Raw genomic sequence first — 19,985 nt, forward strand, 5'->3', positions numbered from 1 at the left:
CAAGATAGGCAGATGCTCATGTGTGAAGTGAGCACGACTGGACGGCCCGGACGTTACCCACCAGTACTCAGTTCCCGATAGAGGGTTCGGGCCAATGTCTTGTGCGTCACACACGATGGTGATCCTTGCGCGCACAGTAGCCCACGGCACGTCACGGCCCGGGGCCCGCCGAGGATCCGGAGGCCCTGTCCGGGCGGCCGGCACAGGACCTAGTGCCGTGACCGGGAAGGTTCACCGGCTCGGGACGCCCGGCACGGCACCTCGCGGTGTTGTCGCATCACCCGCGTACGTCCAGTACGCGGACGATGCTCCGCCTTGCGATGCACCGCACCGGACGCCGCGGGCCCCGCCCTTCGGGCGGACGACGCTACTTTCGCCACACGCCCCAGGCGTCACCTGAGCCGACGGGCGGGTCCGGGGCCCCGGGGGCGCTCCGGGGCGGCCGGGCTCATGCCCGGAGCAGCACGCCGAGCCAGGCCCCCGTCACCAGCAGGCACGCGAAGAGTTCGACGAGCACGGACCAGCCCGTGGCCCGCATCACCGAGCGGACCGATGCCCACCCCGCGCCACGACTGCCGAGCCGCAGCCGCTCCACACCGTAGACGGTCCCCACGTAGCCCACCAGTGCGCCCAGCACCGGGACGACGAAGAAGCCCACGATCGCGCCGACGCCGCCGAGCACCAGCGTCCTGCGCGGGGCGCCCGACCCGTGCGGGCGGCGCGGCGGCAGCAGCGGCTTCAGCGCCTGGTCCACGAGCAGCAGCGCGGTGGCGCCCATGAGCACGGACCAGGCCGCCGTCGTCCTGTCGGTCAGCGCCCACCACAGCACCGCGGCCCAGACGATCGCCTGTCCGGGCACCCCCGGCACCAGCACGCCGAGCAGGCCCAGGAACATGACCAGGCCGACGGCGACGAGTTGCCACACACCCATCCGACCAGCCTGACGGAGTCCGGCCGGTCCCGCCCGTCCACGGCGCCGGGCATCCCGGGCACCGACGGGTCAGGCCCGGGGCTCCCGGGCCACCCAGCCCCGCTCGTACGCGTGCCAGCCCAGCTGGAGCCGGGTGGACACCCCCGTCAGTTCCATCAGGCCCTTCACCCGCCGCTGCACGGTCCGCAGCCCCAGTTCCAGCTGCTTCGCCACGCTCGCGTCCGTCAGCCCGGCCAGCAGCAGCGACAGGATCTCCAGGTCCGTCGCGTCGGGTCCGGTGGAGACCTCCTCCAGCAGGTCGCCCCCGCCGAACCGGAGCGGCATCGCCTCCCGCCACACCGCCTCGAACAGTCCCATCAGCGACTCCAGCAGCCCGGAGCCGTGCACGACCAGCGCCGCGGGCTCCGCGCCCCGGCCGGTCAGCGGCACCATCGCCAGGGCCGCGTCGGCGACGACCAGCTTGGTGGGCACCCGGTCGACGACCCGGCACTGCTCGTCGCGGCCCAGCGCCGCCGAGAGCTCCATGATCCCGGACGGCAACGAGAGCACCTCCCGCTCGACCACCACCCGGAACGACACCCCGCGCGTGGCGGCCCGCTCCTCGGCCTCGTTCTCCGTCCCGCTCACCGCGATCGGCTTCCCGGTGACCAGGGCGCACACCTCGCTGGTGGCCCCCAGCTGCAACTGATGGAAGCGGTGCGCCACCGCGCTCGCGCCCGTCACCACCTCGACCAGGTCGTGCACGGCCGAATCGGTGGCCTCCGCCCGGTATTCCTCGGCGAGCAGCGCCGCCGCCAGCTCCGCCTGCTCCAGCTCGTGGCGCTGCTGCGTCAGCAGGGCCCCCAGCGCCACCGCCGGAGGCGCCGCCACCCAACGGCCGGTGCGCGACGAGGACTGCGCGGCCAGACCGTGCTGCTCCAGCCTGCGCAGCGCCCGTTCGGTGTCCGGCTCGGGGAGCGCGAGCCGGTGTGCCAGATCGGGCACCTCGGCGGCCCCCACGGTCACGAGCGCGCGGTACGCCGACTCCTGTATCTCGTCGAGACCTATGGCCCCCAACATCTCTCGGTCCCTCCCGGACGCATTGATTCCGCACGCCGTCGCCGACTCCGGGCGCCGGTCGTGGCGGAAAGCGGCCACGGCGTAAACCCGCCGCGCACATCATCCCTTCATCGCCCCGCGCTCTGCCAATGTGGCGCCACCGCAGTACCGACAACTTCCGGAATGCCGCTGTTTGTTCAGAGGCAACCCGGTTTTACTTGGGGAGAGCGATGCGTCCGATATCGCGTACGGCGCTGGGGGCGGCCACCGCCGCCGTCCTGGCCGTCACCGCGATCGCACCGTCCGCGGCAGCGCCGCAGGACGACGCGACCGAGAAGAGACCACTGACCGGCAGTTCGTCCGCCACCTCCAAGGCGGGCGAACCAGTCACTGTCACCCTGGTCACCGGCGACAAGGTCCTGGTGCGCACGGACAGTTCCGGCGCCGCGTCGGTCACCGCGCTGCCCCGCGAGGACGGCTCCGTGCCCCTCCTGCAGACCAGGCAGTCCGGCAAGGACCTCTACGTCTACCCCGACACCGCCGCCCGGGCACTGGCCGAGGGCAAGGCCGACCAGGAACTCTTCAACGTCACCGGACTCGTCCGGCAGGGCTACGACGACGCGCACTCCACCGCGCTGCCGCTGATCGCCGTCTACGGCGAGGCCGCGGCCCGTACCGCGCCCGCCACCCCGCGCGGCGCGAAGCGCGGACTCGTGCTCGACGCCATCGACGGCGTCGCGCTCAAGGCGGACAAGAAGACGGCCGCCGACTTCTGGGCGGACGTCACCGACACCCGTTCCCGCTCGGCCGCCGGTCTGAAGAAGCTCTGGCTCGACCGCAAGGTCCGCGCCACGCTCGACCGGTCCACCAAGCAGATCGGCGCCGACCTCGCCTGGGCCGCCGGATACACCGGCAAGGGCACCAGGGTCGCCGTCCTGGACACCGGCGCCGACGCGGAACACCCCGACCTCAAGGGCCGGATCGCCGCCTCGGAGAACTTCACCGACTCCAGCACCGCCGACGACCGGCAGGGCCACGGCACCCACACCATCTCCACCGTCGGCGGCTCCGGCGCCGCGAGCGACGGCCGGAAGAAGGGCGTCGCCCCCGACACCGAACTGCTCAACGGCAAGGTCCTCAACGACGGCGGCTCCGGCGCCGAGTCCTGGATCATCGCCGGCATGCAGTGGGCCGTCGACCAGAAGGCCGACGTCGTCTCCATGAGCCTCGGCAGCCCGGAGCCGACCGACTGCACCGACCCGATGAGCGTCGCCGCCGAGAAGCTCGCCCAAAGCGAGGACACGCTGTTCGTGGTCGCGGCGGGCAACTCCGGCCCGAGGCTCAACACCGTCTCCTCGCCCGGCTGCGCCCCGAGCGTGCTGACCGTCGGCGCCGTCGACCGCGACGACTCCACGGCCCAGTTCTCCAGCCGCGGGCCCGCGATCGGCGCGCACACCCTCAAGCCGGAGATCGCCGCCCCCGGCGTCGCCATCTCCGCCGCGGCGGCGGGCGGCCGGGGCGTCTACGCCTACCAGTCGATGTCCGGGACGTCGATGGCCACCCCGCACGTGGCGGGCGCCGCCGCGATCGTGAAGCAGCGTCACCCGGACTGGACCGCCCAGCAGATCAAGGCCGCCCTGGTGTCGTCCGCGAAGAGCGACATCCCCGGCGACGTGCGCGAGACCGGTGCCGGCCGGCTCGATGTGGAGGCCGCGATCGACACCACCGTCGTCGGCGCCCCCGCCGTCCAGGCCGGCTCCTTCAACTGGCCGCAGGACAGGAACGACCGCACCACCGTGGACCTCCCCTACACCAACTCCGGCACCAAGCCGGTGAAGCTGTCGCTTCAGGTCCAGGGCGTCACGGGCAACGACGGCTCCGCGGTCCGCACCCCGGTCGCCGGGCTGGACACGAAGACCGTCACCGTCCCGGCCGGGGCCACCGTGAAGGTCCCGCTGCGCATCGACCCGTCCGCGAAGTTGAAGGCCGCCCAGTACGGCGATGTCACCGGACGCGTCCTGGCCACCGGGCCCGGCGGTGCGAAGGTCTCCACCCCGTTCTCCCTGTACGTCGAGCCGGAGACCGTCACCCTGCGCGTCAAGCTGATCGACCGCGCCGGCAAGCCCGCCACGGGCTCCTCCTCGCTGGACGTCATCGGAACCGACACCTCCAGCGGCGAGCGCCGCTTCAACGACGGCGCCGCCGACCAGGTCTACCGGCTGCGCCCCGGCGCGTACTTCGTCTCCGGGTTCGTCGTCACGCCGGACACCGCGGACGCCACGGGCCGCATGGCCGAGTCCGTCGGCTACCTCGCCCGTCCGCAGCTCGACGTCACCAAGGACACCACCGTGGTGCTCGACGCCCGCAAGGCCCACCGGCTCCGGGTGAAGACCGCGGACCGCGCCTCCGAGAACCGCTCCACGACCCTCGCGTTCGGCCGCTCGTGGGACGGCACCTGGCTGCACTCCGGCTCCGTCACCGGTACCGGCAGCGTCAAGAACTACCTGGCGGACGTGCAGGGCAAGGCGCGCGACGGCGACTTCGAGTTCTCCAGCTTCTGGCGCGCGTACGCCCCGCAGATCGAGGAGCTGTCGGTCGTCGGCGGCGCCGCACTGCACCCGAGGGTGGCGAGCACCGGTTCCGTCAACCTCGACGGAACGGGCGAGGCCGCGCTCGTCGACGCCGGAAAGGGCACCCCCGACGAGCTGAGGGCCGCGGGCGTCGAGGGGAAGATCGCACTGGTCGAGGTCGGCGACGACGGGTACGTGCACACCCAGGCGCGCGACGCGAAGGCCGCGGGCGCGAAGGCCGTCGTCGTCCACCGCCCGGCCGCGGGTCCCTGGCAGCCGTCGGCCGGGTTCGGCCAGGCGTCGGTGCCGTCGCTCGGCATCGAGGCGGGCGAGGCCGCCGCGCTGAAGGCCGCCCTGGCCGAGGGCCCGGTGACGCTGCGCTGGAAGGCCACCGCCGTCAGCCCGTTCGTCTACAACCTCGCCTTCCCCGAGACCGGCCCTCTCACCTCGGACCGCACCTACCAGGTCCGGGACAAGAAGCTCGGCACGGTCACCTCGGCCTACGAGGCGATGGGCGTCGCGGCGGACTACGTCGACACGATGATCATGGCTCGGCCGTACGGCGGGCTGTTCTCCGCCGCCAGCGACTCCGTCGCCGTCCCCGGCAAGCGCACCGAGTACTACTCGGCGGGCGACACCGCCTGGACGCGCTACCTCTCCTCCAGCTTCCCCTGGGGCGAGGCCATGGCCGACCGGGCGCGTACGTACACCGCGGGCTCGAAGCGCACGGAGAACTGGTACCGGGGCATCCTGGCCCCGACCGCACCGCGCGACGCCGACGGCGAGCTCCAGCTGGCCGCCGAACGGCAGGACAACCTGATCGGCGTGGCCCCCGCGTTCTGGGGCGACACCGAGCACATGGGCATCCAGGGCTCCTTCGGTGACACCGGCAGCATGCGGCTCACCAGTGGCGGCAAGGTGATCGGCGAGTCCTCCTGGCCGTCCGGGGTGTTCACCGTGCCGGCCGAGGACGCGGAGTATGAACTCACCATGGATACCGCGAAGTTCGGCCAGCCCGCCGCCGTGTGGAAGCGGTCCACCCAGACCCGGACGACCTGGAAGTTCCGTTCCCACCGGGACGAGAGCGCCTACTCCCAGGGCATTCCGCTGCTCTTCCCGAGCTACGACCTGGACGCGGACGGGCTGAAGACCCTTCCGGCACAGGACGGCCGGACGATCGGGCTGAGCGCCGTCGGTCACGCGGGCTACACGCCCGGCAAGCTGGTCGCCGCCAAGGTCTCGTACTCGTACGACGGCGGCAAGACCTGGACCGAGGGCACCACCGCGCAGCGCGACGGCCACTGGACCGCGACCGTGAACCACGCGGGCGCGGCCGGGAAGCCGGTCACGCTGAAGACCGAACTGACGGACGCCAACGGCAACTCCGTCGTCCAGACCGTGAGCGACGCGTACGCCGTGCGTTGATCACGACCTGACCGGTCCGCCGGACGGCTTTCCCGTGGGGGGGTGGGTCCGTCCGGCGGACCTTTTGCATGGCCGGGGACCGGGGACCTCGGATCGCACGACCGGGGCCTCGGATCGCATGGCCGGGGTCCCGGTTTGCGCGACCGGTTTGCACGACCGGGGTGCACGGACGCGCCGTGCGCGCGGCGCGTCGTGTTTTCGTCATGCGCCGTTTCCGTGCGGCCCGTGCGGTGGACAATCAAGGGTATGAGCCAGCAGGGGGAGCGGCCCGCCGACGAGGACGACTGGTGGGACAGGCTGTACGACGAGACCGACAGGGACACCGGGCAGGGCGGTGCGAGTGGCCCGGGTGGTGCGGGCGACACCGGTGACACCCTCGACGACCGCTTCGACTCGGTGGCGAGGGCGGTCGGTCCGGCGGGGAACGGGGGGAGCGCGGGGACACTGCTCCCGGAGCCGGAGCCGGAGCCGGAGCCGGAGCCGGAGCCGGAGCCGTGCCGGACGACGTTACGGACGCGTGCCCCCTGGGAGCCGCCCGAGGAGAACGCACCCGCCCCCGGGTCCGCATCGGCCGGCCCGCCGAGCCCGCGCACCTTCGCGGACTTCACCGCCCCGCCGCCCACGGGGCCGCAGACGGGCCCCGCCGCGCCGATGCACACCGGACCACCGAAGATCCCTGGCCCGTCGACGCCTGCCGGACCAGTGGCGGTTCCTGGCCGGTCGACACCCGTCGGACCGCCGGTGGCGCCTGATTCGTCGATGCCCGCCGGACCAGTGGCGCTCGCCGGTCCGTCGACGCCCGCCGCCCTGCCGTCGTCCGCGGGACCGCCCGTGGCCCCCGCTCCTGCCGTGCCGCGTCCCGCGCGCACCCACGTGGGCGACCGGCCGGCCACGTACGACGCCGAGCCCACCGCGCTGCCCGTCACCGTCCCCCAGGAACTGGACGGTCTCGTCGCCGCCGACACGGTGCTCGACGGAGCCCGGTACGGCACCTACACCTTGCGTGCCGCCTCGGTGCGCGGGGACTCGGCGCGGTTCCGCGGCGAGCACCGGCGCGACGCCTTGCTCACCGCACGCTTCGGCGCCGACCGGGAGGCGCTTCTCCTGGTGGCCGTCGCCACCGGAACCCGTGCCTCCGAGCAGGCGCACCTGGCCGCGGCCGACGCCTGTCGCTGGATCGGCGGTGCGATCGGGCGCAGCCATCTCCGCCTGACCGAGGACATAAGGGCCGGACGGCGCGGCGAGCTGAAGTCCGGTCTGCACCGGCTCACCGACCGCGGGTTCGGCAGGCTGCGCGCCCGTGCCGCCGAGCTGGGGCTCGAACCCTGGCAGTACTCGGCGGGGCTGCGTTGCCTCCTGCTGTCCGCCGATCCCGACTGCCGTACCAGGATCTTCTTCGGCATCGGTGCCGGTGGGTTCTTCCGCCTGCGCGACGGCGTCTGGCAGGACCTCGAACCGGGGACTTCGCACCGGGCCGGGCCTTCCGTCGGGAACGCCCTGGACGGAGGCAACACCGGAAACACCGGAAACACCGGAAACACCGGAAACACCGGAAACACCGGAAACACCGGGAACACCGAAAACGCCGGGAACACCGAAAACGGAGCGATCGGTGGGGAGAAGGTTGGGGAGTCCGGTTCCGCAAACGGGGAGTCGTCCCGCCCGGGAGGCGCCGCCGCCGGTGGCGACCGTCCTGCCGAGCCGTTCCGCTTCCGGGCCTCGGTGGCCCGGTCGGGTGACATGCTGCTGCTGTGCAGCCCCGGGCTCGCCGCACCGCTGCGCGACGAACCGGCACTGGCCGGGGAACTCGCCGAACGCTGGACCGGCGGTGAGGCACCGGGGCTCGCGGCCTTCCTCACGGACACTCAGCTCAGGGTGAAGGGCTACTCCGACGACCGTACGAGCGCCGCCGTCTGGGAGGCGTAATCGCGCACGCCATGGGTTGATGGATGCGGAGTCCGGAAGCCGAAGCGCGGAAAGGGTACGCACCCATGGCGAAGCAGAACGTGTCGGAGCAGTTCGTCGACATCCTCGTCCGGGCGGGCGTGAGGCGTATGTACGGTGTCGTCGGCGACAGTCTCAACCCGGTCGTCGACGCCATCCGGCGCAACTCGGCCATCGACTGGATCCAGGTCCGGCACGAGGAGACCGCCGCGTTCGCCGCCGGGGCCGAGGCCCAGGTCACCGGCTCGCTGGCGGCCTGCGCCGGGTCGTGCGGCCCCGGCAATCTGCATCTCATCAACGGCCTCTACGACGCCCACCGCTCCATGGCACCCGTCCTCGCCCTCGCCTCGCACATCCCGTCCGGCGAGATCGGGCTCGGCTACTTCCAGGAGACCCATCCGGACCTGCTGTTCCGGGAGTGCAGCCACTACAACGAGATGATCTCCAACCCCCGGCAGATGCCGCGGTTGCTCCAGACGGCCATCCAGCACGCGATCGGCCGGGGCGGGGTCAGCGTCGTCACGATGCCGGGCGACATCGCCTCCCAGCCCGCCCCGGACAGGGCGGTGGAACACGCCCTGGTCACCACGCGGCCGACGGTGCGGCCCGGGGACGCGGAGATCGAGAAGCTCTGCCGGATGGTCGACGAGGCGAAACGCGTGACGCTGTTCTGCGGCAGCGGCACGGCGGGCGCCCATGCCGAGGTGATGGAGTTCGCCGAACGGGTCAAGGCCCCGGTCGGGCACGCGCTGCGGGGCAAGGAGTGGATCCAGTACGACAACCCGTACGACGTGGGCATGAGCGGGCTGCTCGGTTACGGCGCCGCCTACGAGGCGACCAACGAGTGCGACCTCCTCATCCTGCTCGGTACCGACTTCCCGTACCAGGCGTTCCTCCCCGACGATGTGAAGATCGTCCAGGTCGATGTGCGTCCCGAGCACCTCGGTCGCCGTTCCAAGCTGGATCTGGCGATCTGGGGCGATGTGCGCGAGACACTGCGCTGTCTGACCCCGAGGGTGAAGCCCCGGACCGACCGCAAGTTCCTCGACCGGATGCTGAAGAAGCACGCGGACGCGCTGGAGGGCGTGGTCAAGGCGTACACCCGCAAGGTCGAGAAGCACATCCCGATCCACCCCGAGTACGTCGCCTCGGTGTTGGACGGACTGGCCGACGAGGACGCCGTGTTCACCGTCGACACCGGCATGTGCAACGTCTGGGCCGCACGCTATCTCTCGCCCAACGGCAAGCGCCGCGTCATCGGTTCCTTCAGTCACGGCTCGATGGCCAACGCGCTCCCGCAGGCCATCGGGGCCCAGTTCGTCGACCGGGACCGGCAGGTGGTGTCGATGTCCGGCGACGGCGGATTCACCATGCTGATGGGCGACTTCCTCACGCTCGTGCAGTACGACCTGCCGGTCAAGGTGGTCCTGTTCAACAATTCGTCGCTCAGCATGGTCGAGTTGGAGATGCTGGTGGCCGGGCTTCCCTCGTTCGGTACCGCCAACAAGAACCCCGACTTCGCGGCCGTCGCCCGAGCGGCCGGGGCCTACGGAGTGCGGGTGGAGAAGCCCAAACAGCTGGAGAGTGCCCTCAAGGACGCCTTCAAGCACAAGGGCCCGGCCCTCGTCGACGTCGTCACCGACCCCAATGCGCTCTCCATCCCGCCGAGGATCAGCGCCGAGATGGTGACCGGTTTCGCGCTCTCCGCCAGCAAGATCGTGCTGGACGGCGGAGTCGGCCGGATGGTCCAGATGGCCCGCTCCAACCTGCGCAACGTGCCCCGTCCCTGAGCGCGTTCTCCCGGTGGACCCGGGGTCCTCAAGGGCAGCCGATGTGACATCAACTGCCTTTGTCCGCCCCCTTGGCGACCCTGAAGCAATGTGACATATTACTGGCGTGGTCATGAGGCAGCCTTTGGATGTCGTCATCGTCGGTGCCGGGGAGGGAGACCTCCTGGTGTCCGACAAGGTCTCCGATCATCTGTCGGCGATCGGCCCGGACCCCCGGCTGCCGGGGCCTTTCCACGCCTGTGGCCACGAAGGGGCCGGGATCGGGCCGGCCCCGGCCACCGGATCGCTGATCGCCGACGCGATCCCGGGACGCCGGCCCGCGATCGATCCCGGGCCGTTCGCGCCGGGCCGGTTCGACACCCCGTCCCATGCCGCGTGACGACGAGTCGCGGCGGCGCGTCGTCCGCGGGCGACGCGCCATGGCCGCGGGACGGACGCCCGTGCCCGGCACAAGGGCGCCCGCGCCGACGCGACACAACGGCCCGCGACACCCCGTCAGGTCGGGCTCCGGCGTCCCGATGCCCCGATGTCCCAGGGAAGGAAACAGTGAGACGCACCTGTGCATGGGGGCCGGCCGAACGCGTCGGCGCCGAGCCCGTACCGCCCTTCCGGCCGACCCTCGACGGGCGGCCCGTCCGAGCACTGCCCCGCCAGAGCGTCGCCGCCGCGCTGATGGGCGCAGTGCACCGCCCGCCGGCCTGCCCCGTGAAGCTGTCCGAACTCGCCGCCGAACCGGCCGATCCCGGCTAGTGCCGGGAGCGGCACTAGTGCCCCTCCCGGGAAAGCTTGTCGGGGCGAACGTCGCCGGGAGGGGTGCGAGGGCGCTCCTCCGCCCTGCGATGCACCGCGCCGGACGCGCGAGCCTCCCGGCAGACCCTTCCGGCCATGCCGCCGGGAGGCCCGCCGGACCCCGGGCCACCGGCGTGCGGCGTCCGGCGCACCCCGGCCGGGCCCCGACGTGCCCGGTCCCGGAACCCGGCGCGTCGCGGGCGCGCCCCGCGCCGCGTACGGCACCCGCTGTGCGCGCTTCGTGATGCCGCGCCCGTCATGTTCTGTCAACCACTCTCAAGGAGCCACGATGCAGCAGAACACCCCGCACGCACGCACCCGCCCCTGGCAGGGAATCATGGTCGCCACCCCGCTGACTCTGCACGCCGACGGCACGATCGACTACGACGCCTACGCCACTCACGTGCGGCAGCTCATCGAGGCGGGCTGCGACGGAGTGGTGCCCAACGGATCGCTGGGCGAGTACCAGACCCTGACCGACGAGGAACGCGAGCGGATGGTCCGGGTCGCGGTGGAGGCGGCGGGCGACGGCGACCGGGTCATGCCGGGCGTCTCCGCCTACGGCAGCGCGGAGTCACGGCGCTGGGCGCAGCAGGCGGCCGAGGCGGGCGCCGGTTCCGTGCTGCTCCTGCCGCCCAACGGATACCGGTGCGAGGAAGCGGCCGTCCACGCCCACTACGCCGACGTGGCCGACGTCGGGATTCCGGTCGTCGCGTACAACAACCCGTACGACACCAAGGTGGACATGACACCCGGCCTGCTCGCCGAGATGCACCAGGAGGGCAGCATCGTCGCGGTCAAGGAGTTCACCGGCGACGTCCGTAGGGCGTACGAGATCCGCGAACGGGCGCCGGAACTCGACCTGCTCGTGGGCGCCGACGACGTACTGCTGGAACTGGCCCTCGCCGGGGCGGCCGGCTGGATCGCCGGGTGTCCGAACATGCTGCCGTCCAGCTGTGTCGAGCTGTACCGCGCCGCCGTGACCGGGGACCTGGCGACGGCGCTGCCGCTGTACCGGGAACTGCACCCGCTCCTGCGGTGGGACTCCAAGCCCGAGTTCGTCCAGGCCATCAAGGCGTCCATGGACGTGGCCGGGCGCCACGGCGGTCGCACCCGTCCGCCGCGTTTCCCGCTCCCCGCGGACGACGAGGCGGCCGTGCGTTCGGCGACGGAGAAGGCCCTGGCCGCAGGGCACAGCTGAGCATCGTCGTACCACCCGGGCACGGGCCCGGCCGTCACCGTCCCCCTCCGGGGGGGCCGGTGGTCGCCGTTCAGCGTCGCACTCGGCCGGACGGCGGCCGTACCCGGGTACGGGACGGTGCGGCTACGACCTCGCCCACGGCGGGAACTTCTACGCCATGGTCCAACTCTCCGGCCTGGGGCTACCGTTCGACCGCCGTCGCAAGGAGGACATCCTGGCGGCGGGGCTCGCCCTGATGGACGAGGTCAACAGCGCCGACCGTCCCGGTCACCCCGAGGACCCGGACATCAACGGCCTCCAGCACGTGCAGTTCATCGATCACCGGTACCGCGCAGTTCTTCCTCGATCCGACCGACCCCTTCCCCGAGGGATTCGTGCTGTGAGACCGCGGCTCGGGGCGGCCCGGCACAGTGTTCGGGGCCGTGCCCGAGGCGCCCGCGGACTCATCAACTGATGGGGAAACAGGGCGGGTACGACCGAGGCCGTGGAAAAAACGTGACATTGTATTCTGAGAGCCCGTACGGCGCTGGAGGAATGCATATGGCCCCCCTGACAATGCTCAACGCCCTCTCGGCGCACGAGCACTTGCGCGACCGGGTGGCCAGCGCGCTCAGGGCGGCTCTGATCGCCGGCGACCTGCGGCCGGGCGTGGTCTATTCCGCTCCTACTCTCGCCGCCCAGTTCGGGGTGTCCGCCACGCCGGTGCGCGAAGCGATGCTCGATCTGGCGCGGGAGGGGCTGGTCGAAGCGGTCCGCAACAAGGGTTTCCGTGTGACGGAGCTGACCGCGCAGGATCTCGACGACTTCACCGAACTGCGCGCCATGATCGAGGTCCCCACCGTCGGCCGGATTGCCGGAATGGGCAAGACCGCGGAGCTGAGGGCGCTGCGACCGCTGGCCGAGGCGATCGTGGCGGCCGCCGCCGAGCACGACATCATCGGGTACCTGGAGGCCGACCGGCGCTTCCATCTCGAACTGCTCGGTCTTGCGGGCAACCGCAGACTGGTGGAGGAGGTCGGCAACCTGCGCAAGCGGTCTCGGCTCTTCGGCCTCAACCGGCTGTCGGAATCGGGGCAGTTGAACGCGTCCGCCGAGGAGCACATCCAACTGCTCGATCTCATGATCGCCGGTGACGCACAGGGTGCCGAGAAACGCATGCTGACGCACATGTCCCATGTCAGATCGATCTGGGCCGACGACGGCGACGAGCCGGGCGAGGTCGTGCGAGGCGCCGGGTCCGAAACGGCGTCCCGGCCGACGGCCGAGGGCTGATCGCCGGACGCCGGTCCTCGGCGTCCGCGGGCCGCTCCTCGACCGCGAGGCGCCGTTCCTCCGGATCGGCCTCCAGCGGGGTGGCCATCCACTTATCGATCCCGTCGGCGGTGCGCGGCGTGGACGACATCACCCGGGCACCGTCGGCCGTGATCAGCCGATCGTCCTCGATCCGCACGCCGATCCTGCGCGGGGACGGCTGAAGCGTGTTCCTCGTCGCCCGGTCGCCCGGCGCTCCTCCAGGAGACGGAGTTCGCCGAGCACCGTTCCCGTAGCGACCGCTGCCGTGCGTGCGGGCTGTGGCGCGCCCACGGATGGCAGGAGTCCACCGACGGAGGCGCGCCGCCCGGCATCCGGGCCGGCCGGCCGCGCCCCGGACAGCGGCCTCTCCCGGGCGTCCGGGCGGGCTCGGCGGAAGAGGCGTCGGACGGCGATCGTCACTCCTCGGCTTCTCGGCGGTGTACGAAGCCCCGGTCCAGGAGGCGGGGTTCGGGATCCGGCCCGGACGACTGCTCCTCGGTGAGGCGTCCGGCGGCAGCGACCGGTGCATACCGACGGTCGGACGAATTCCCTTGCACGAGCCGCGAATTGTTCTGAAGAGCAATGTGTGCGAGAGGGGTTCCTAAGGACATGTGACATGTGCCATTGTACAGCCCGCGAAGGAAGTGAGTGTGCTCATGCCATCCCCCGTCCGCTTCCTCGCAATCCCCCCACCCGCGCAGTCGCGCGGTTGACACACCGCTGGGAGGCGGCACGTGAAGAACCGAACGGTTCGACAACGATTCACCGGATTGTCCACTGCAGTCCTGGCAGCATGCCTGGGCGTGGGCCTGCTCTCCGCACCGAGCCAGGCCGTCGAGCAGCGCTCCGCCGTTTCGGCGGCAACCGGTCACACCCGGACCGGCGACGCCGGTCCGGTCCGTACGGGCGGCGGGTCCGCCGCAGGGCCGGTCGGCCCCTCCGCCGGGGCGCCGACCGCGCCCGCGGACGACGTCGACCACTTCGGCCGCAAGGCCCTCAAGGCCGCCGACCGCCCGCCGTTGTCCGCATCCAAGGACGCGCTGCGGCGGGACTACGACGACCCCGGAGCCACGCTCCCGAGCCACCTGGCGCCGTCGATGAAGGCCGACTCCAAGGCCAAGGCCGCGGCCGAGTGCAATGTCAGCGACTTCACCAGCCGCACCGGAAGCGAGCTGGTCCAACAGATCAAGTCATCGACGACCGACTGCGTCAACACGCTGTTCCGCGTCAAGGGCAACGACGGCAATCTGGCCTTCCGCGAGGCGCAGATGGTCACCGTCGCCAACGCCATGCGCGAGGGATCGGCCGCCTACCCCGGCGACAGCAGTACCGGCATGCCCCAGCTGGTCCTCTATCTCCGAGCCGGGTACTACGTGCAGTTCTACGACCCCGACACGGTGGGCAGCTACGGGCCGGAGCTGCGTACGGCCATCCAGGGCGCGCTCGACGCGTTCTTCGCCTCCTCGCACGCCTTCGACGTCACCGACGAAAACGGGCAGACCCTGTCCGAGGCCGTCATATTGATCGACAGCGCCGTGGAGAACGCCCGCTACCTGTCTGTCGTCAAGCGGCTGCTGGCCGACTACGACTCCTCGTACAACGACTTCTGGTACATGGTCAACGCGGTGAACAGCGTGTACACGGTGTTCTTCCGCGGCCACCAGGTGCCGGAGTTCATCGCCGCGGTGGAGGCCGACCCCAGCGTGATGCAGGCCCTCAGCGACTTCGCGTCGAGCCATCTCGACCTGCTGGGCACCAAGCAGTCGTTCCTCGCCTCCAACGCGGGACTCGAGCTCGGCCGCTTCCTCAAGGAAGACTCCCTGCGCCCCAAGGCGAGCCCGTTGGTTGTCGGACTGCTCGGCAAGAGTTCCATCACCGGCCCCACCGCCCCGCTCTGGGTTGCCATGGCGCAGATGGTCGAGGCCTACGACAAGGCGAACTGCTCGAACTACGGCACCTGTGACCTCGCGGAGCGTCTCGAGAAGGCCGTCCTGCCGGTGAAGCACACCTGTAGCGACAGCATCACCATCCGGGCGCAGGACATGGCCGCGGAGGAACTTGAGGCCAGCTGCACCAGCCTGCGCAACCAGGACGCCTACTTCCACGAGGTGGCCCGGGACAACGGACCGGTCGCCGACGACAACAACAAGACCATCGAGGTCGTGGTCTTCGACTCCAGCACCGACTACCAGACCTACGCCGGCGCGATCTACGGCATCAACACCAACAACGGCGGCATGTACCTGGAAGGCGACCCCGCCGCGGAAGGCAATCAGCCCCGGTTCATCGCCTACGAGGCCGAGTGGACCCGCCCCGACTTCCAGATCTGGAACCTGAACCACGAGTACACGCACTACCTCGACGGCCGCTTCAACATGCACGGCGACTTCGAGGACGGACTGACCACGCCGACCGTCTGGTGGGTCGAGGGATTCGCGGAGTACGTCTCCTACTCGTACCGCAAGGTCGACTACGACGACGCCGCCGCCCAGGCCGCGAACCACACCTACACCCTGCGGACCCTGTTCGACACCACCTACGAGAACGCCGACCAGACCCGAGTCTACAACTGGGGTTATCTGGCCGTCCGTTACATGCTGGAGTCCCACCGCGCGGACATCGACACGCTCCTCGGCCTCTACCGCAAGGGTGACTGGGACGGTGCCCGCACCCTGCTCACATCGACCATCGGCGACCGTTACGAAGCCGACTGGAACACCTGGCTGAACGCCTGCGCGGCCGGCAGCTGCGGCGGCGGCACGCCCACCGAGCCCGGGGGCGAGTGCGCCGGGAAGGACACCAGGGAGCTGGGCAAGGACTGCAAGCGCAGCGGGTTGAAGGCGGTCAAGGACGACTACGCCTATCTGTACGTACGCATTCCGGCGGGCACCGCTCAGCTGCAGATCACCGTGACCGGCGGCACGGGCGACGCGGACCTCTACTACAACGCGGACAAGTGGGCGACCACCACCGCCTACACCAGCCGGGCCGTCGGCGCCGGGAACGAGCACACGCTGACCATCGACCACCCGGAAGCCGGGGACCGCTTCATCAGCCTGCACGCCGTTGAAGGATTCGACGGCGTGACCGTCTCCACCAAGTACTGAGCACCTTCGGACGCGCACGACGAAGGTCTGCCCGCAGAGGGATCCCCCTCCGCGGGCAGACCTGCCGTCACCGTCGGCTCACAGCAGTCTGAGCGTTCCGGGCCGCGTCTCGGCCGTGAGCACGTCCACGAGCAGGTCGAACAGGGTCGGCCCCCGCCCGGCCAGCGCGTCGTCGAGCCGGCGCCGCACCTCGGGCCGATTGCTCTCGTGCACGCGTGCGAGGCTCTCCCGCAGGTAACGGGCCGTCTCCTCGTGGCCCAGGGCCTGCGCCGACCGCTCGTGGTCCCGCCATTCGATGACGAAGTCCCCGTCGTCCGGAGTGCCCATCCCGCCGCCCAGACAGTCCGCCAGGGCGTCGAAGTTGCGGCCGAAGTATCCGCCGGGGCCGTTCACAGCCTCGCCGATGACGGTCCAGAACCGCTCCAGGCCGGTGACCCGGGAGCCGTCGATCACATAGGTCACGGTCATGACCGGAGGCTACAGGCCCGGGAGCGGACGGCTGCCCGCGCGGACGTTGATCCGCGTCGGACGGTGATCCGCGCCGCAGGTGGGGGGCTACGGCGCGGATCGGTTCGGGGCCGGGCTTCAGCAGCCGCGGTCGATCAGGTCGAAGGTGGCGTAGTGGTCGCTGGTGTAGTAGTCCTCCCGCACCCGATCGCCCGTGACGACGCGTCGCGCGCCTCGGGTCGGGGAGCCGGGGGTGATGACCGTGTACTCGTGGTAGTAGCCGGTGTTCTGCTTGGGCAGGACGCCTTCACGGTTCTGGAAGACGGAACCGTCCTGCGAGTACGGGAACGGTCCGCCCGCCGCGATCAGGCGGAGGGTGTCGTGCGCCTGGGTCGGCAGGGCCGAGTAGCAGATGCTGCCGACCGAGGCGGGGTCGGCGGTGGCGGCCGTGACGACGGGGCCGCCGACGAGGAGCGCGGACAGGAGGGCGGCGGCGCCGCCGAGCGTGGTGATCCGTGGGGGGATTCTCATGCCCCCATGATGACGCGCGTAGACATGGACCCGTCAACGCCGATTCATGGGAATTCTGTGGAAGTTGACCGCAGGGTCGCAAAGGCGACGCCGATGTGTACCCGAGGGCTCGGATTGCTCGTGCGCGCATTCACATAGGGGTGGTCCGACAAGCGTGACGGCCCTCCCCGGGGGCATGCATCCCCGTGAACGTGTTCCGAGAAGGAGTCCGACGAGACGACGAGAAGGAGGCGATTCACCGTGCGCGCGGGGGAGAAGACGCAGCGTCAGGAAGAGACCGGTCCGAAGGGTGAGGGGGTGGGGCCACGACGGGAGGCGTGGGGCCCGGCCCGGATGCGGAGACGGCTGGCGCACACCGACCTGTCGGCCGTGAGCGAAGTGCGCCGCGCGCTAAGGGAGTTGCTCCGCCACCGTTGGCGGGCCGAGCCGGCTGGAGCGGCGGAGCTCCTGCTCAGCGAACTGGTGACCAACGCCCTGATCCACACGAGACACGGGGCCGTCGTCACGGCGAGCGTGGGTCCCGCCGGACTCCGGGTGGAAGTACGGGACTTCGGGCCGTTGCCGCCCCTGTCGTACGTACCGGACGCCGACGACGGTACGCACGGCCGGGGACTGATTCTGGTCCGGAGTCTCGCGGACGCCTGGGGAATCGACGCACGCGTCCTGGGCAAGGTCGTCTGGTTCGAGCTGGACGGCGAGAGGCCCTGACGGCCCGGAAGCAACCGGGCCGTCAGGGCCTCTCGCGACGGAGCGTCAGCCGAACTGCTGCTCCAGATCCTTCAGTTTCCGCTCCAGCGAGTCGAGCCGGGGCAGTGCCTGGGTGTCGTCCTCGGCGGTGAGGTCGACGGTGACCGGCTCACCCGCCTTCCGGTCCTGGTCGCTCCGGGGCGCCCTCGTGACGGCCTGCAGGGACGGCCGCAAGGGCAGCTGTCCTTGTTCCGGTATCACCGGCTCCGCTGTCGATGGGGCGGCTCCGGTCGTAGGAGGGAGCTGCTGGACCTCCACCTGGGTGCCGCCCCGGCCGAGTCGGCCCCAGGCCCGGTGCTGCCGGTTCAGCGCCTTGATGTGGGCCCGGTCCAGCTTGGCCTGTTCCTTCCTGCGGAGGCGCTCCTGCTCCTTCTCCCGCCGGTCCTCGCGTACCTCCTCGACCGCTTCGTCCAGCGTGCGCACGCCCTCCAGCAGCATCAGCGACCAGGCGCCGAAGGTCTCCCGGGGGGCACGCAGCCACCGCACGATCCGGATCTGCGGCAGCGGGCGGGGCACCAGGCCCTGCTCACGCAGCGCGGCCCGGCGGGTCTGCTTCAGTGCGCGGTCGAAGAGCACGGCCGCCGAGAGCGACATCCCCGCGAAGAACTGCGGGGCGCCCGCGTGATCCACACCCCGGGGGGCGTGCACCCAGTTGAACCAGGCCGCGGCACCGGCGAACAGCCACACGAGCAGTCGCGAACCGAGCGCCGCGTCACCGTGGCTGGCCTCGCGCACGGCGAGGACGGAACAGAACATCGCGGCCCCGTCGAGGCCGAACGGAACGAGGTACTCCCAGCCCCCGGAGAGGCCGAGGTTCTGCTTGCCGAAGCCCACGAGCCCATGGAAGGAGAGGGCGGCGGCGACGGCCGCGCAGCAGAAGAGCAGGACGTACGAGGCGATGGCGTACATCGCCTCCTTGCGCCTGCGGCGCTCCTCGCTGCGCTCCCAGCTGTCGTCGGGGGCGGACTTGTCGGCGGCGCGCTTGCCGCGTACGACCACCGCCACCGCCGCCAGGACTCCCACGAGCAGCACGGCGCCCGGAAGCAGCCAATTCAGCGATATGTCGGTCAGTCTCATGCGCGGTCCCTTGCGTCACGTAGGGCATTTCGGGCGCCATGATTGCCGAAACCTCATCACACGCAGGGGGTTTCGGGACAAGAGAACGCCATTGGGTTGGCAGCGCATACGGATAGCCGGGATCTGGTCGAATACCCGTACACGGCCAGTGAACTGCGTTCGAATAGTACTACCCGTTCGAGGGGTGTCGTTCAGTGAGTGGGCGTCAGTTTCCGTACGCGCTCCGCGTCACAGGTGCGGGGGCAGGTGACACAGGTGTCCTCGGGGCGCAGGGTGTAGAAGAGGCAGCAGCTCACCCGGTCCCGGGTGGGGAGCGGTTCGCCGTTCGGTCCGGTCAGCTCGCGGAAGCCCGGCGTGCCCACGTACGGCTTCCTGGTGCCCGGCAGCAGCGCCTCCAGCTCGGTCATCGCGCGCCGCTCCTCGCCGAGCAGCGAGGCGATGTACCAGAGCCCCTCGACGACCTCGTCCGTCGCCATGCCCCACAGCGCCCGGCTGCCGCGCCGCATCCGCGGCCTGAAGCCGTCCAGCACCGGGCCGATGTGCTCGGCCACGGCGGCGAGGACCTCGGCGCGCAACGCCGCCTCGTCCGGGACCGGCCGGGCGCCCGGCAGTACGGCCGCCGGATCGTCCGGGAGGCAGGCGAATTCCGTGACGCGGACGGTCATGCGGCCCAGTGCCCGCTGGAACGCCACGTCCTCGACGGGGATCCGGGGCACTCGGCGGTGCAGGAACCACGGCACCGTCACCAGCAGGCAGGCGGGCCAGGCGTAGCGGTGCAGTCCGAATCCGGCGACCACGTCCGGGCGCGGCTGCTGCCCGTAGTCCCGCACCATCTGCGCGTGGTCCCAGGAGAGGAAGAGGTCGAGCGCGTCGCCGCCCGCCGCGAGCTCGTCCGCGCGCACCCAGCCGTCGCCCCGGGGCGCGTCCTCGCCGTCCGGCAGCACGTCCGCGCGCAGCCCGGGGAAGACCTCGGCCAGGCGCGAGTACGCGTCCGCCACGGCGGACGCGGAGGTATCGGAACACAGGGCGGGGAGTGTCATGCGGGACCGCCGAATCACGATGTTTGCAGGTAAGGCTTACCTTACCTGAATCGAT

At 71.0% G+C, this 19,985-nt stretch carries 15 protein-coding genes and 1 pseudogene; 10 read left to right on the plus strand and 6 right to left on the minus strand.

Annotated features, from left to right (window positions below; genetic code table 11):
- Window positions 1-448: 448 nt before the first annotated feature.
- On the minus strand, window positions 449-931 hold the full coding sequence (locus AMK22_RS06445) for a DUF456 domain-containing protein (RefSeq protein WP_073782247.1): 483 nt from the start codon (window positions 929-931) through the stop codon (window positions 449-451).
- 69 nt (window positions 932-1,000) lie between these two features.
- Window positions 1,001-1,990 carry a helix-turn-helix domain-containing protein gene (locus tag AMK22_RS06450; protein WP_073782248.1) on the minus strand — a complete coding sequence of 330 codons (990 nt, stop codon included), beginning with the start codon at window positions 1,988-1,990 and terminating at the stop codon, window positions 1,001-1,003.
- A 209-nt stretch (window positions 1,991-2,199) separates the two neighbouring features.
- Between AMK22_RS06450 and AMK22_RS06455 the strand changes: the two genes are divergently transcribed.
- The 9 genes and pseudogenes from AMK22_RS06455 (at window position 2,200) to AMK22_RS06495 (ending at window position 16,088) form a co-directional block, all read left to right on the plus strand.
- The gene (locus tag AMK22_RS06455) at window positions 2,200-5,964 is read left to right on the plus strand and encodes a S8 family peptidase (protein WP_073782249.1); all 3,765 of its coding nucleotides are present in this window, start codon (window positions 2,200-2,202) and stop codon (window positions 5,962-5,964) included.
- A 246-nt stretch (window positions 5,965-6,210) separates the two neighbouring features.
- Window positions 6,211-7,890 (plus strand): protein phosphatase 2C domain-containing protein, encoded by a 1,680-nt coding sequence (locus tag AMK22_RS06460; protein WP_073782250.1) that lies wholly within the window; start codon window positions 6,211-6,213, stop codon window positions 7,888-7,890.
- Between the two features lie 65 nt (window positions 7,891-7,955).
- Window positions 7,956-9,698, plus strand: a complete 1,743-nt coding sequence (locus tag AMK22_RS06465) for a pyruvate dehydrogenase (protein WP_073782251.1) — start codon at window positions 7,956-7,958, stop codon at window positions 9,696-9,698.
- 184 nt (window positions 9,699-9,882) lie between these two features.
- Window positions 9,883-10,077, plus strand: a pseudogene (locus AMK22_RS06470) (FAD-dependent oxidoreductase); the annotation flags it as partial.
- Between the two features lie 167 nt (window positions 10,078-10,244).
- Entirely contained in the window at window positions 10,245-10,448 is a 204-nt protein-coding gene (locus AMK22_RS40605; protein WP_073782252.1) for a hypothetical protein, read from the plus strand.
- A 328-nt stretch (window positions 10,449-10,776) separates the two neighbouring features.
- Window positions 10,777-11,688 (plus strand): dihydrodipicolinate synthase family protein, encoded by a 912-nt coding sequence (locus tag AMK22_RS06480; RefSeq protein WP_073782253.1) that lies wholly within the window; start codon window positions 10,777-10,779, stop codon window positions 11,686-11,688.
- Window positions 11,689-11,845: 157 nt separating this feature from the next.
- Complete coding sequence (locus AMK22_RS42235; protein ID WP_073782254.1) at window positions 11,846-12,142, plus strand: proline racemase family protein; 297 nt, start codon at window positions 11,846-11,848, stop codon at window positions 12,140-12,142.
- Window positions 12,143-12,228: 86 nt separating this feature from the next.
- A complete protein-coding gene (locus AMK22_RS06490) occupies window positions 12,229-12,960 on the plus strand; it encodes a GntR family transcriptional regulator (RefSeq protein ID WP_073782255.1) in 732 nt (243 codons plus the stop codon).
- A 755-nt stretch (window positions 12,961-13,715) separates the two neighbouring features.
- Complete coding sequence (locus tag AMK22_RS06495; protein WP_073782256.1) at window positions 13,716-16,088, plus strand: M9 family metallopeptidase; 2,373 nt, start codon at window positions 13,716-13,718, stop codon at window positions 16,086-16,088.
- A gap of 78 nt (window positions 16,089-16,166) precedes the next feature.
- On the opposite strand, the gene AMK22_RS06500 is transcribed toward AMK22_RS06495, so the two are convergent.
- Window positions 16,167-16,556: a barstar family protein gene (locus AMK22_RS06500; RefSeq protein WP_073782257.1), complete on the minus strand. Its 390-nt coding sequence runs from the start codon at window positions 16,554-16,556 to the stop codon at window positions 16,167-16,169.
- Window positions 16,557-16,673: 117 nt separating this feature from the next.
- Complete coding sequence (locus tag AMK22_RS06505; RefSeq protein ID WP_073782258.1) at window positions 16,674-17,066, minus strand: ribonuclease domain-containing protein; 393 nt, start codon at window positions 17,064-17,066, stop codon at window positions 16,674-16,676.
- Window positions 17,067-17,399: 333 nt separating this feature from the next.
- On the opposite strand from AMK22_RS06505, the gene AMK22_RS06510 reads away from it, so the two are divergent.
- Window positions 17,400-17,774, plus strand: coding sequence for an ATP-binding protein (locus AMK22_RS06510; protein ID WP_073782829.1), 375 nt, complete (start codon window positions 17,400-17,402; stop codon window positions 17,772-17,774).
- Between the two features lie 45 nt (window positions 17,775-17,819).
- Here AMK22_RS06510 and AMK22_RS06515 read toward each other — a convergent pair whose 3' ends face one another.
- Window positions 17,820-18,890, minus strand: coding sequence for a DUF2637 domain-containing protein (locus AMK22_RS06515; protein ID WP_073782259.1), 1,071 nt, complete (start codon window positions 18,888-18,890; stop codon window positions 17,820-17,822).
- Window positions 18,891-19,081: 191 nt separating this feature from the next.
- Entirely contained in the window at window positions 19,082-19,930 is an 849-nt protein-coding gene (locus AMK22_RS06520) for a (2Fe-2S)-binding protein (protein WP_073782260.1), read from the minus strand.
- Between the last annotated feature and the right edge of the window lie 55 nt (window positions 19,931-19,985).

Source organism: Streptomyces sp. CB01580, from assembly GCF_001905795.1.
Lineage (GTDB): Bacteria > Actinomycetota > Actinomycetes > Streptomycetales > Streptomycetaceae > Streptomyces.

Excerpts from the sequence above, each read along its gene's own strand:
- AMK22_RS06445 (WP_073782247.1), bottom strand. The coding sequence starts at position 931 with ATGGGTGTGTGGCAACTCGTCGCCGTCGGCCTGGTCATGTTCCTGGGC.
- AMK22_RS06450 (WP_073782248.1), bottom strand. The coding sequence starts at position 1,990 with ATGTTGGGGGCCATAGGTCTCGACGAGATACAGGAGTCGGCGTACCGC.
- AMK22_RS06455 (WP_073782249.1), top strand. The coding sequence starts at position 2,200 with ATGCGTCCGATATCGCGTACGGCGCTGGGGGCGGCCACCGCCGCCGTC.
- AMK22_RS06460 (WP_073782250.1), top strand. The coding sequence starts at position 6,211 with ATGAGCCAGCAGGGGGAGCGGCCCGCCGACGAGGACGACTGGTGGGAC.
- AMK22_RS06465 (WP_073782251.1), top strand. The coding sequence starts at position 7,956 with ATGGCGAAGCAGAACGTGTCGGAGCAGTTCGTCGACATCCTCGTCCGG.
- AMK22_RS06480 (WP_073782253.1), top strand. The coding sequence starts at position 10,777 with ATGCAGCAGAACACCCCGCACGCACGCACCCGCCCCTGGCAGGGAATC.
- AMK22_RS42235 (WP_073782254.1), top strand. The coding sequence starts at position 11,846 with ATGGTCCAACTCTCCGGCCTGGGGCTACCGTTCGACCGCCGTCGCAAG.
- AMK22_RS06490 (WP_073782255.1), top strand. The coding sequence starts at position 12,229 with ATGGCCCCCCTGACAATGCTCAACGCCCTCTCGGCGCACGAGCACTTG.
- AMK22_RS06500 (WP_073782257.1), bottom strand. The coding sequence starts at position 16,556 with ATGACCGTGACCTATGTGATCGACGGCTCCCGGGTCACCGGCCTGGAG.
- AMK22_RS06505 (WP_073782258.1), bottom strand. The coding sequence starts at position 17,066 with ATGAGAATCCCCCCACGGATCACCACGCTCGGCGGCGCCGCCGCCCTC.
- AMK22_RS06510 (WP_073782829.1), top strand. The coding sequence starts at position 17,400 with ATGCGGAGACGGCTGGCGCACACCGACCTGTCGGCCGTGAGCGAAGTG.
- AMK22_RS06515 (WP_073782259.1), bottom strand. The coding sequence starts at position 18,890 with ATGAGACTGACCGACATATCGCTGAATTGGCTGCTTCCGGGCGCCGTG.
- AMK22_RS06520 (WP_073782260.1), bottom strand. The coding sequence starts at position 19,930 with ATGACACTCCCCGCCCTGTGTTCCGATACCTCCGCGTCCGCCGTGGCG.